The following is a 12,213-nucleotide window of genomic DNA, read 5'->3' as shown; positions in this document are numbered from 1 at the left end:
ACTAATAAAATGAGGCACAAAATGGCCTGGAATAAACCTAATGATAATGAGCCAGAGCTTGATCCGTGGGGGAAAAAGAATAGTCAAGAAAAAGATGGTTCAAAAAATCAAGATGAACAAAAAAATCATAACAAAAGAACTATATTAGATTTTAAGAAATTTTTATATAATATTAACAATATAGTTAATAAAACAGCTAATTCTTCAAATTCATCAAAAAATAAAATTAATCCATTTTTAATAATAGTTTTTGTTTCTTTTTTTATTTGGTGTTTTAGTGGATTTTATACGATTAAAGAAGCTGAGCGTGGAGTTGTTACTACTTTTGGTAAGTTTAATCATTTAGTTGAGCCAGGATTAAATTGGAGACCAGTTTTTATTAATGAAGTAAAGGCTGTAAATGTTGAAACTGTTCGTGAATTAGCAACTTCAGGTATTATGTTAACTGCAGACGAAAATGTAGTACGTGTAGAAATGAATGTACAGTATAAAATTACTCATCCTGCTAATTATCTTTTTTCTGTTGCTTATCCAGATGATAGCTTACGTCAAGCTACTGATAGTGCATTGCGTGGAGTTATTGGACATTCAACTATGGATCGAGTTTTAACTGAAGGACGTACTCTGGTACGAAGTGATACTCAGAAAGAAATTGAAGAAACTATTAAACCTTATAAATTAGGAATAACTATATTAGATGTAAATTTTCAGACAGCTAGACCTCCAGAAGAAGTTAAAGCTGCTTTTGATGATGCCATTGCAGCTCGAGAAAATCGTGAACAATATGTACGTGAAGCTGAAGCTTATGCAAATGAAGTTCAACCAAAAGCGCACGGAAAAGCACAGAGAATTCTAGAAGAAGCGAAGGCATATTCTTCACGAATTATATTAGAAGCTCAAGGAGAGGTAGTTCGTTTTTTGAAAATTCTGCCTGAATATAAAAAGAACAAAGAAATGACTTTAAAACGTTTTTATATAGAATCAATGGAAAGATTATTAAGTAACACCAAGAAAATTTATATAGATGAAAAAAATCATTCAAAATTATTTCTATCTTTAAATAATTTTTTCAATCAAGATGAATTCAATAAAAAAGATTGTTTTAATAATCAAATTAATTTAAGTAGAAATCATCCTTATTCTTTTCAAAAAAATAAAGAAGTTAATAATCTTTCTTCGTCATCTCCTAATAGTTTTTTTAAAAAACGTCGTATAGACTCTATACGTAGTAATATTAAAAATATAGAAAGAGAATGAAAATATGAATAAAATAGTTATTTGTATATTAAGTTTTTTTCTTCTTATTTTTTCATCTTCTTTTTTTATTGTTAAAGAAGGAGAACGTGGAATTATACTTCAGTTCGGAAAAGTTTTAAGAAACAATCAACAAAAAACTTTAGTTTACACACCTGGATTACATTTTAAGATCCCTTTTTTAGAAAACGTTAAAATTTTAGATTCACGTATTCATACTATGGATAATCAAGCAGATCGTTTTGTAACGAAAGAAAAAAAAGATCTTATTGTTGATTCCTATATTAAATGGCGTATTAGTGATTTCAGTCGTTATTATTTAGCTACTGGAGGAGGAGATGTTTTTCAAGCTGAAGTTTTATTAAAAAGAAAATTTAGCGATCGATTACGTTCTGAAATAGGATGTCTTAACGTCAAAGAAATTGTGACTGACTCAAGAGGCAGATTAACAACAGATGTCCTTTATGCTTTAAATAAAGGAACAATAAATTTAGATAGTACGTCACCAATTAATGTAAATAGTATGAAAGCTTTAGGTATTGAAGTCGTTGACGTTCGTATTAAACAAATTAATTTACCTATAGAAGTATCTGATGCTATATATAATAGGATGAGAGCAGAAAGAGAAGCGGTAGCTAGAAGTCAACGTTCTCAAGGACAAGAAAAAGCAGAAAAATTACGTGCAACAGCAGATTATAAAGTTTCTATGATATTAGCAGAAGCACAAAAAAAAGCTTTGATAATAAAAGGCCAAGGAGAAGCTGAAGTGGCAAAATTATTTTCAGAAAATTTTGGTCAAGAATCTTCTTTTTATTTTTTTATTCGTAGTTTACATGCTTACGAGAATAGTTTTAAAAATAGTGATAATATAATGTTAATTAATTCAGATAACGAGTTTTTTAAATATATGAACAAAATAATAAAACATTAAAAGTATATTTTAAAAAAATTAATAAAATAGGTGTTTTAAAACATGAACAAAAACATTGTAATATTAGGTACTCAATGGGGCGATGAAGGTAAAGGAAAAATAGTTGATTTTTTATCTTCAAATAGTGCTTATGTAGTAAGATATCATGGAGGACATAATGCAGGTCATACCTTGGTGGTGAATGGAAAGAAAATTATTCTTCATTTAATTCCATCAGGATTGTTATATCCTAATGTAATTGGAATCATTTCAAATGGAGTAGTGATTTCTCCATTTGAATTAGTTAAAGAAATAGAAATGTTAGAAAAAAATAACTATTTTATCAACGAACGTCTTTTTATTTCCGAATCAGCCCCTTTAATATTACCCTATCATATTGCGATGGATTTGGCTCGTGAAAAAAAATTAGGAATTAATGCAATTGGTACAACAGGACGTGGTATTGGTCCTGCATATGAAGATAAAATAGCACGTCGTGCTTTACGAATAGGAGATTTAAAAAACACAAAAGAATTATCTATAAAATTAGAAGTAATAGTTGATTATTATAACAATCAATTAGTATCATTTTATAAACAAAAATCAATTTCTTATAAAGAAATTTTAAAAGATTTATTAAAAGTAAAAGATCTAATCTTCAATATGATCAAAGATACTTCTACTATTTTACATAAAGCCATTAAAGATAAAAAAAGAATTATTTTTGAAGGTGCTCAAGGTACTCTTTTGGATATTGATCATGGTACATATCCATATGTTACTTCTTCTAGTAGTACTACAGGTGGTGTAATTACTGGTACAGGAATTGGACCTAAACATTTAGGTTATGTATTAGGAATAACTAAAGCATATACAACAAGAGTTGGAAAAGGACCATTTCCAACTGAATTATTTGATGAGATAGATAATTATCTTTCTAAAAAAGGAAAAGAATTCGGATCTACAACTGGTCGTAAAAGACGTACTGGATGGCTCGATGGTGTTGCTTTACGTTACGCCGTTAAAATTAATTCTTTATCTGCGTTATGCATAACAAAATTAGACGTTTTAGATGATTTAGAAGAAATAAAAATTTGTATATCTTATAAAGATATTAATACTTCAAAAATTTATAAAGATTTTTCTGTTTTTAATTTAGAAAATATAACTCCGGTATATGAAGTACATCCAGGATGGAAGGAAAAAACATCAGGTATAAAAAGAATAGAAGATCTACCTGAAGCAGCTCGTAATTATATAAAACGCATTGAAGAAATAGCACAAATTCCTGTTGATATAATTTCTACAGGTCCAGATCGTTCTGATACTATTTTGGTAAAAACTTTGTTCTTTTAAATTATAATTTAAATTATTTTTTTCCTATTTTTTTATAAAAAAATGTTAAAAATTGAAATTTTAAATAAAATTAATAATTATTAATTAATAATAAACTAATTTAATAAAAACATATATTATAAAATGATATAACTGGAGAAGTAAATATGGTAGTAGATTCCTACCAAAAAAAAGAAACTAAGAAATATAAAATTTTTATCCCGAGTCGAGAACAAATTTTACTTTTATTAAAAACAGCTAAAGATTTAATAAGTCAAAAAATTTTGGAAAAAAAATTTAGTATTAATAATCAGGAAGAAAAAAAAGCATTGCGTCGGAGATTAAGAGCAATGGAACGAGATGGTCAAATCATATATACTCGTAATCGTTGTTACATTACTCCAGAAAATTTAAAAATAGTTAAAGGTAAAGTTATAGGCCATAGAGATGGTTACGGTTTTCTTAGAACGGAAACATTTAAAGATGATTTCTGGCTTTCGATGGAACAAATGAAATTGTGTATTCATGGTGATATTATTCTAGCACATATTGTAAATTCTGATAGAAAAGGAAGAAATTCAGCAAAAGTATTAAAAATATTACAACCAAATAATGTATTAATTGTAGGTAGATATTGCATCGATAATAAAAAAAAATTTGTCATTCCAAATGATAGCCGATTTAATTTTAAAATATTTATTTTTGATTCACTTGTTTCTAACGAAGATATTTCTGTAGGGACAATTGTGGTAGTTAAATTAAAAGAAAACTCCGCAAAAAAAAATAAGATAAAAGGAACTATAGTAGAAATTCTTGGAAAAGACATGGGGACAGATTTAGCTATAAATATAGCATTACGAACACATTGTATTCCTCATTTATGGTCAAAAGAAGTTGAACGTCAATTATGTGAAATAAACGACAAGATTAATCAAAAAGATTTTAGAAATCGTATAGATTTAAGACATATCCCATTTTTTACCATTGATGAAGAAGATGCTCGTGACTTTGACGATGCTGTTTTTTGTAAAAAAAAAACTAATGGAGAAAAAGGGTGGAAATTGTGGGTAGCCATTTCTGATGTTAGTTACTATGTCAAACCTGATACGGCTTTAGATAAAGCTGCCTCAAAAAGAGGCACTTCTGTATATTTTCCTTCTTTAGTTATACCTATGTTACCAGAAAAAATATCTGTAGACGTGTGTTCTTTAAATCCGCATGTAGAACGTTTATCTTTAATATGTGAAATGAATTTATCCAATAAGGGAGAATTAATTGAATATAAACATTATGAAGCCATCATATGTTCTCATGGACGTTTTACATATAATGAAATATTTAAAATTTGGAATGGCGATATTGAACTTCGTTTTAAATATAAAAAATTATTAAAATATATTCAGAATTTATCATCTTTACAAAAAATTTTAAAAAAATACAATATTTCTAAAAGAGGTATTTATTTTGAAAACATAGAGGCTAAATTTACACTAGATTTTAATTTTCGAATCAAAAGTATTTATCAAAATATTCGAAATGATGCACATAAATTTATTGAATCATGTATGATTTTAGCAAATATAGCTTCAGCTGAATTTGTTAAAAAATATAAACATCCAGTTTTATTTCGAAATCATGATCGTCCTACTAAAGATAGTATTATTAATTTTCGATCAGTTTTAAAAAAATTAGGATTATCTTTGTTAGGAGGAGAAATACCGGAATCTGTGCATTATTCTGATTTATTAAAAAATATCTCAAATCGTCCTGATTACGAAATGATTCAAACTATATTATTGCGTTCTATGAAACAAGCTGTATATTCGCCTGATAATTGTGGTCACTTTGGTCTGTCTTTGCCTAGCTATGTCCATTTTACTTCTCCTATTAGGCGATATCCTGATCTTTTGGTTCATAGAGTTATTAAACATTTATTACTGAAAGAAAAAAATTTATCTGAATATGATTTATATAATCTTAATGAAGTAAAAAAAATAGGTCTTCATTGTTCGATGACAGAAAGACGTGCAGATGAAGCGACTAGAGACGTTGTAGACTGGTTGAAATGTGATTTTATGCAAAAAAAAATTGGATATATACTTACAGGTGTTATTTCTAATGTCACTTCATTTGGTTTTTTTGTACGTTTAAATCAATTTTTTATTGATGGATTAGTTCATATAGCAACTTTAATTGATGATTATTATTATTTTGATTCTATTGGATTAAAACTTATTGGTAAGTCAAGTAAAAACACCTATTGTCTTGGCGATACTCTGAAAGTAAAAGTTATTGCTGTTAATTTAAATGAACGTAAGATAGAATTATCCTTATGCATGTCTTGTTAATTTTTCATTTAGAAAGAATAATTATTTAAAAAACGAAATTTTATTGATTTTTTTTTAAAATTAAAATACCATATATATAGAATTAGCTATAATTTTTTTATAAAAGTTCCTTGCTTCCTTGGAAAATAGCTATAAATAATAAGGAAGCTAAAAAAATCCACAAGGAGCATTTTTAAATGCGTCACTATGAAATAATTTTTATGATTCATCCAGACTACAGTGAAAAAGTTTCTATAATAATCGAAAAATATAAAAAAATTATCCATGATAACTTTGGAGTTATACATCGTTTAGAAGATTGGGGTAGACGACAATTATCTTATCCTATTAACAAATTACATAAAGCACATTATATTCTTCTAAATATAGAAACTTCTCCTAATACTATTAGTCTGTTAGAAACAGATTTTCGTTTCAATAATGCAATTATTAGAAATATTATTATATCTGTAAAAAAAGCAATAAGTGAAGTATCACCAGTTATGAAGTTAAAAGAAGAAAAAAAAGATAAAAAGTAGTGATTTAGTTATAAAGACATAAGTTTTTTTTATTTGATTTTTTATAAAAAGATTTTAGCTAAACTTTATTAAAAAGTAAAAATATTTTTTTATTTTAGAGGATATCTAAATAATGGCACGTTACTTTCGTCGTCGAAAATTCTGTCGTTTTACTGCAGAAGGAATTCAAGAAATAGATTATAAAGATATTGCAATGTTAAAAAATTATATTACAGAAAACGGTAAAATTGTTCCTAGTCGTATTACTGGTACTAGAGCTAAATATCAGCGTCAGCTATCTAGAGCTATCAAAAAAGCACGCTATCTTGCTCTACTTCCATATACTGATCAACATCATTAAAAGATAAATTTTATCAAATCATTAAATAAAGAGAGAAAACATAAGAGAGAACAATAAATAATGGAAGTGATTCTTTTATTAAAAATAAAAAAACTAGGTGATTCTGGTACAATTGTTCATGTAAAATCTGGCTATGCTAGAAATTTTTTAATTCCTAAAGGAAAGGCGATTTTAGCTAATAAAAAAAATATTGAATCTTTTGAAGCTCAGCGTATTGAATTAGAAAAAGAAAATATTAGCAAATTACTTATTGCTCAATCTCGTGCTGAAAAAATAAAGCAAATCAAATCTATAATAATTTCATCTAAAGTTGGCAAAGAAGGTAAGATATTTGGTTCTATAGGAATTAGAAATATTATAAAAGAAATGACTTTATTGGGTATTAAAGTTAACAAAAAAGAAATTAAATTGCCAAATGGAGTATTACGTCAAGTAGGAGAGCATAAAATTATTTTTCAACCACATAATGAAGTACATGAACACTTTATAGTGAATATTGTTGCAAAAAAATAATTTTTTTTAAACATAAATTTAATATATAGATATGGTGTTAAATGTTAGAAAAAATTTGTGAACTAGCACAAATAGCTGGTTCTGCCATAATGAATTGTTATCTTTCTAAGAAATCAGTAAATATTTTTTATAAATCAGATAATACTCCTATAACCAATGCTGATTATGAAGCAAATAATCTTATTAAGAAGGGACTTCTTTCTATCTTTCCAAAAATTCCTGTCCTATCTGAAGAAGGATCTCATAATTTTAAAGATCATAAAAATTGGGATACCTATTGGTTAGTTGATCCATTAGACGGAACTAAAGAGTTTTTAAAAAAAAATGGGGAATTTACAGTAAATATTAGTTTGATTAAAAAAGGTATACCTGTTTTAGGCGTAATATACGCTCCTTTTTTTAAAATTTTATATTCTTCTTTCAATAATGAAGCTTGGAAAGAAAATAAAAAAAAAGGGTATAAAAAAAAAATATTTGTTACACAGTCAAAAAAACCATTATTAGTAACGAGTCGTTCACATCCTGATAAAGAATTAGATAATTTTTTAAATCAAACAAATAACAGTTATAAAATAAAAAAATTAGGTTCTTCATTAAAATTCTGCTATATTGCAGAAGGAAAAGCACAAATTTATCCAAGATTCGGGAATACGTTTATTTGGGATACGGCAGCTGGTCATGCCATTATTACTGCAGCAGGTGGAAAGATTAAAACATGGAATGGAGGAGAATTGAATTATTCTTTATCTTCTTCTTATAATCGTTCATGTTTGATAAATCCAGGTTTTTTAGCTTCATCATAAAATTTTTATAGCAAGAAAAAATACAATGATATTAATAATTTTTACGAAAAAAAGTTTATGAACAATATTAAAATTAAAATTTTAGATTCTAATATAAAAAAAAATAGTCATTCATTATTACCTCAATATGCAACACCAGGATCTTCTGCCTTAGATCTTAGAGCAAGTATAAAGAAAAAAATAATTTTACCTTCTAAAAAGGTAATTTTAGTTTCAACTGGAATAGCAATATATATTGATAATCCTTATATTACGGCTTTAATTTTGCCTCGTTCTGGATTAGGTCATAAAAATGGAATTGTTCTAGGTAACTTGACTGGTTTAATTGATTCCGATTATCAAGGCGAACTAATGCTATCTATTTGGAATCGTAGTAAAAATAATTTTTTTATTAATCCCTATGATAGGATTGCTCAAATAATATTTGTTCCAATTATTAGACCTACATTTTCTATTGTTGAGAATTTTGAAAAAACTTCACGTTTTGAGAAGGGATTTGGTCATTCGGGACTTTATTAACAGACAACATAAAAAAGATAGAAATATTGTATTTTTTACTTATATTCCCGCAAAGGAGAAGTACATTCTTTACGATATTCAATTAATTTACGTGCGTATTTTTTTAATTTTTTTTGTTCTGAAAGATAAAATATAAAATCGTCAATCGTAATTATTGAATTGATTTTACAAATTTTTTTATCTTGAGAACTATTTTTTGTATATAAGTTATTGTCTTTTTTTTCTTTTCGATCCAACAAAACAAAAATTGAAGATATTTCGGCCTCTTCTTTTTCAACTATTTTAATTGCGTGATTAATTGATATTCCTGATGTAATAACATCATCTAAAATAATAATTTTTTTATTTTTTATGTTTACTCCTACAAAACACCCTTTTTCTCCATATTTTTTTTCTTCTTTTCTATTAAAAGAATATGGAATATCTAAATGATATTGATTTTTTAGTGCTATAGAAGTTGCAACTACGATTGGAATGCCTTTATAGGCAGTACCGAATAATACATCAAATTTAATATTTAAATCAATTATAGCTCGTGCATAAAAAAAACCAATTTTAGCAATATCTTCTCCTGTAGATAATAGGCCTGAATTAAAAAAATAAGGACTCTTTCGTCCAGATTTTAATATAAATTTTCCGAAATTCAAGACTTTTTTTTTAAAAGAAATTCAATGAATTCTTTTTTCCATTCCATAAATTTTTTAATCCTTATTATTACTGAAAATTTTTAATTAAGATTAAAGGTTTTTATTTTAATGGCCCTTGCTGGATTTGAACCAGCGACCAAGCGATTATGAGTCGCCTGCTCTGACCACTGAGCTAAAGGGCCATATATTTATGATTATACTATAAATCAATTTCTTCTAATAATCTATAGTTCTTTTCATTTTTTTTAAAGTTAATTTTTTTATTTTATATCTATTTGACATATGTAAAATTTTTTGGTATATATATATTTGTATTCCTCTGTAGTTCAGTTGGTAGAACGGCGGACTGTTAATCCGTATGTCACTGGTTCGAGTCCAGTCAGGGGAGAAAAAATTTTTAATTTTTTTTAATCAATAATTAACTTTAATTCTTTTGATAAGCTCCTTTTTTCCTTTGAAAGTTCAGCATTCTTTACAACGTAGTCATCTATTCTATCTTCGTAATCATTTTTCATCATAAAAATTATTTTTTTAATTTCTTCATAGTTCATATCTGGTGTAATATACTGATTCAGATTATCAAGTAATAATATTCTTTTTTGATTATCTCTAATTTTTTTTTCAATATCAGATATTTCTCTTTTTATTTTATTTTTTCTTCTAAATTTATGTACAAATTCTAATACGCTTTTAAATGTTTTTTTTGTATTCATTATGTTTAAAAACCTTTTATAGTTATATTTAATGTTTTTTAACAGTATTTTAGGAGTTTAACAGTTTTTATTTATTAAAATTAAAAATGAAAAAAAATATGAAAAATTTTTTAAAAAGAAATGAAATTAATTTCTTATTTTATGATTATGAAACTTTTGGAATACATACGTCTTTAGATAAACCAGCTCAATTTTCTTCGATTAGAACAGATGCAAATTTAAATATTATTGAAAAACCGAAATGTTTTTATTGTTTTCCATCAGACGATTATTTTCCTGATCCTTTTTCAATTTTAATCACAGGAATTACCCCTGAATATACAGAGAAAAATGGTGTTAATGAATATGAATTTTCTAAAAAAATACATAATATTTTTCTTAAACCTAATACTTGTATAATAGGTTATAATAATATTTGTTTTGATGATGAAATTACAAGAAACATATTTTATCGTAATTTTTTAGATCCTTATGAGTGGAGTTGGAAAAATAACAACTCTCGCTGGGATTTGCTAAATATTGTTAGAGCATGTTATTCTTTGAGACCAAATGGTATAAAATGGCCTAAAAATGAATTTGGCTCACCTGTTTTCAAACTTTCAGATTTAACAAAAGCAAATAATATATCACATTGTAATGCTCATGATGCTACATCGGATGTATATGCTACAATTGAATTGGCAAAATTAATAAAAAGAAAACAACCAAAATTATTTGATTTTTTTTTCAACTTTAGAAAAAAAAATGAATTATATAAGTTAATTGATTTAAAAAACTTTACTCCAATGATATATGTTTCTAGTTGTTTTGGAGCTTTACGTAATAATATAAGTTGTATATTACCCTTGTCATGGGATTTAAATAATAAAAATATATTAATTTCAATTGATTTATTTAAAGATATTAAAAAACTAATTTTTTTTTGTAAAACAGTATCTTTTGATAATATTTCAATTAAAAATTTATTTGATTTAGGAGTAATATTAGTATATTTTAATCGTTGTCCTATTTTAGCACCTATGAATTCAATTAGACAAGAAGATACGAATCGATTAAATTTTAAAGAAAGTTTTTTTTATAATAAAAAAATAGATCTAGTAAAAAAAAATTGTTTTATAATAAATTTTATTAAGAATTTTTTATTAAAAAAAAATGAAAATAAAAGTTCTTTAAACGTAGATTTACAAATTTATAATTCTTTTTTTAATTTTCATGATAAAAGTTTGATAAAAAAAATAAGTCTAACTAAACCAAATTATTTAAAAAATGTTAAATTAGATTTTAAAGATAGTCGTTTAAAAGAATTATTTTTTCGCTATAAAGCACGTAATTTTTTTAATGTATTAAATAAAAAAGAAAAAAAAGAATGGCTTAATTATTGTTTAAAAACTTTAAACTCACTTTTCTTAACAGGATATATAGACAACATTGAATCTCTTTTAAAGATTTATTCTTATGATATGAAAAAAGTTAATTTATTAACTGATTTATTAAAATATGTTTTTAAAAAATATAAAAAATTATTTTATAAAAATATTAATTTAAGTTAATTTCTTGAATTTTTTTAAATTTATACTTTTTTAAAAAAAATAATAGTTGTTTTATTTTTTTATTATATTTAGAACATAAAAAAACATTTTTTTTTATGTTTTCTTGATAAAAATATTTTTTAATTCCCTTAATAATTGCATCCCCTGAATCTATAAAATTAATAGGTTTATAAAACATCTCTTGAATTTCTTGTTTTAGAAAAGAAAAATGAGTACATCCAAGTATGATGGTATCAGGTTGAATTGAAAGAGCAATCCATGATTGAAAAATTTTTTTTAATTTTTTATTTGAAACAGATAGTTTTCTAACTTTTTTTTCAGCTATTATTGCCAATTCGTTTGTGGCTATTATTTTTATAGTGTTTTTAAGCGAATATTTATATATTATTTTTTTTATATACGAACTATTGACTGTAGCTTGAGTTGCTATTAAACCAACAATTTTATTTTTTTTTATTTCAATAGCTGGTTTTAGTATAGGTAATACTCCAATAATAGGAATATTGAAATTTTTTCTTAAAATAGGCAAAGATATTGTGCTTGCTGTATTGCAAGCTATTATTACTTTCTTAATTGGATAAATTTTTTTTATTGTATTAATTATTTTTATACTTCTTTCTACAATAAATTTTTCTTTTTTTTCTCCATAAGGAAAAGCCTCATTATCTAGCATATAAATATAATTTATATTAGGAAAATTTTTTTTTATGTTATTTAATATAGATAATCCACCTATACCAGAATCAATTATAAGCACTTTTTT

Annotated in this window: 12 protein-coding genes, 2 tRNA genes and 1 pseudogene; 11 read left to right on the top strand and 4 right to left on the bottom strand. The window is 25.3% G+C overall.

The annotated features are described in order from the left end of the window. Window positions 1-21: 21 nt before the first annotated feature. From hflK to dut, 9 genes are all read left to right on the top strand, one after another. Entirely contained in the window at window positions 22-1,257 is a 1,236-nt protein-coding gene (gene hflK / locus D9V76_RS02930; RefSeq protein WP_158337637.1) for an FtsH protease activity modulator HflK, read from the top strand. Window positions 1,258-1,261: 4 nt separating this feature from the next. Further along, window positions 1,262-2,185: a protease modulator HflC gene (gene hflC, locus D9V76_RS02925; RefSeq protein WP_158337635.1), complete on the top strand. Its 924-nt coding sequence runs from the start codon at window positions 1,262-1,264 to the stop codon at window positions 2,183-2,185. Between the two features lie 42 nt (window positions 2,186-2,227). Continuing rightward, on the top strand, window positions 2,228-3,520 hold the full coding sequence (locus D9V76_RS02920) for an adenylosuccinate synthase (RefSeq protein WP_158337633.1): 1,293 nt from the start codon (window positions 2,228-2,230) through the stop codon (window positions 3,518-3,520). 146 nt (window positions 3,521-3,666) lie between these two features. Further along, the gene (gene rnr, locus D9V76_RS02915) at window positions 3,667-5,847 is read left to right on the top strand and encodes a ribonuclease R (RefSeq protein WP_158337632.1); all 2,181 of its coding nucleotides are present in this window, start codon (window positions 3,667-3,669) and stop codon (window positions 5,845-5,847) included. Window positions 5,848-6,023: 176 nt separating this feature from the next. Then, the gene (rpsF, locus tag D9V76_RS02910; protein ID WP_158337630.1) at window positions 6,024-6,365 is read left to right on the top strand and encodes a 30S ribosomal protein S6; all 342 of its coding nucleotides are present in this window, start codon (window positions 6,024-6,026) and stop codon (window positions 6,363-6,365) included. 112 nt (window positions 6,366-6,477) lie between these two features. After that, a complete protein-coding gene (gene rpsR / locus D9V76_RS02905; protein ID WP_158337628.1) occupies window positions 6,478-6,705 on the top strand; it encodes a 30S ribosomal protein S18 in 228 nt (75 codons plus the stop codon). Between the two features lie 60 nt (window positions 6,706-6,765). After that, on the top strand, window positions 6,766-7,218 hold the full coding sequence (gene rplI, locus D9V76_RS02900; protein ID WP_158337626.1) for a 50S ribosomal protein L9: 453 nt from the start codon (window positions 6,766-6,768) through the stop codon (window positions 7,216-7,218). Window positions 7,219-7,259: 41 nt separating this feature from the next. Next, window positions 7,260-8,021, top strand: coding sequence for a 3'(2'),5'-bisphosphate nucleotidase CysQ (gene cysQ, locus D9V76_RS02895; protein ID WP_158337624.1), 762 nt, complete (start codon window positions 7,260-7,262; stop codon window positions 8,019-8,021). A 57-nt stretch (window positions 8,022-8,078) separates the two neighbouring features. After that, window positions 8,079-8,540: a dUTP diphosphatase gene (gene dut, locus D9V76_RS02890; RefSeq protein ID WP_158337622.1), complete on the top strand. Its 462-nt coding sequence runs from the start codon at window positions 8,079-8,081 to the stop codon at window positions 8,538-8,540. A 35-nt stretch (window positions 8,541-8,575) separates the two neighbouring features. Here dut and pyrE read toward each other — a convergent pair. Continuing rightward, window positions 8,576-9,234 (bottom strand): annotated as a pseudogene (gene pyrE / locus D9V76_RS02885) (orotate phosphoribosyltransferase). A 62-nt stretch (window positions 9,235-9,296) separates the two neighbouring features. Further along, window positions 9,297-9,369: transfer RNA gene (locus tag D9V76_RS02880), tRNA-Ile, on the bottom strand. A 133-nt stretch (window positions 9,370-9,502) separates the two neighbouring features. Here D9V76_RS02880 and D9V76_RS02875 point away from each other — a divergent pair. Continuing rightward, window positions 9,503-9,575: transfer RNA gene (locus tag D9V76_RS02875), tRNA-Asn, on the top strand. A 19-nt stretch (window positions 9,576-9,594) separates the two neighbouring features. On the opposite strand, the gene D9V76_RS02870 is transcribed toward D9V76_RS02875, so the two are convergent. After that, on the bottom strand, window positions 9,595-9,903 hold the full coding sequence (locus tag D9V76_RS02870; protein ID WP_158337620.1) for a DUF496 family protein: 309 nt from the start codon (window positions 9,901-9,903) through the stop codon (window positions 9,595-9,597). 95 nt (window positions 9,904-9,998) lie between these two features. Between D9V76_RS02870 and sbcB the strand changes: the two genes are divergently transcribed. Further along, complete coding sequence (gene sbcB, locus D9V76_RS02865) at window positions 9,999-11,450, top strand: exodeoxyribonuclease I (RefSeq protein ID WP_158337618.1); 1,452 nt, start codon at window positions 9,999-10,001, stop codon at window positions 11,448-11,450. Here sbcB and murI read toward each other — a convergent pair. Further along, entirely contained in the window at window positions 11,437-12,207 is a 771-nt protein-coding gene (gene murI / locus D9V76_RS02860; protein ID WP_158337616.1) for a glutamate racemase, read from the bottom strand. The genes sbcB and murI overlap by 14 nt on opposite strands. Window positions 12,208-12,213: the final 6 nt, after the last annotated feature.

Source organism: Buchnera aphidicola (Rhopalosiphum padi), from assembly GCF_005080845.1.
Lineage (GTDB): Bacteria > Pseudomonadota > Gammaproteobacteria > Enterobacterales > Enterobacteriaceae > Buchnera > Buchnera aphidicola_AO.
The sequence above is the reverse complement of the archived record's forward strand: the minus strand, read 5'-3'. Positions and strand labels throughout refer to the sequence as shown.

What these genes read in the sequence shown, in the direction of transcription:
- hflK (WP_158337637.1), top strand. Translation starts at nt 22, where the DNA reads ATGGCCTGGAATAAACCTAATGATAATGAGCCAGAGCTTGATCCGTGG.
- hflC (WP_158337635.1), top strand. Translation starts at nt 1,262, where the DNA reads ATGAATAAAATAGTTATTTGTATATTAAGTTTTTTTCTTCTTATTTTT.
- D9V76_RS02920 (WP_158337633.1), top strand. Translation starts at nt 2,228, where the DNA reads ATGAACAAAAACATTGTAATATTAGGTACTCAATGGGGCGATGAAGGT.
- rnr (WP_158337632.1), top strand. Translation starts at nt 3,667, where the DNA reads ATGGTAGTAGATTCCTACCAAAAAAAAGAAACTAAGAAATATAAAATT.
- rpsF (WP_158337630.1), top strand. Translation starts at nt 6,024, where the DNA reads ATGCGTCACTATGAAATAATTTTTATGATTCATCCAGACTACAGTGAA.
- rpsR (WP_158337628.1), top strand. Translation starts at nt 6,478, where the DNA reads ATGGCACGTTACTTTCGTCGTCGAAAATTCTGTCGTTTTACTGCAGAA.
- rplI (WP_158337626.1), top strand. Translation starts at nt 6,766, where the DNA reads ATGGAAGTGATTCTTTTATTAAAAATAAAAAAACTAGGTGATTCTGGT.
- cysQ (WP_158337624.1), top strand. Translation starts at nt 7,260, where the DNA reads ATGTTAGAAAAAATTTGTGAACTAGCACAAATAGCTGGTTCTGCCATA.
- dut (WP_158337622.1), top strand. Translation starts at nt 8,079, where the DNA reads ATGAACAATATTAAAATTAAAATTTTAGATTCTAATATAAAAAAAAAT.
- sbcB (WP_158337618.1), top strand. Translation starts at nt 9,999, where the DNA reads ATGAAAAATTTTTTAAAAAGAAATGAAATTAATTTCTTATTTTATGAT.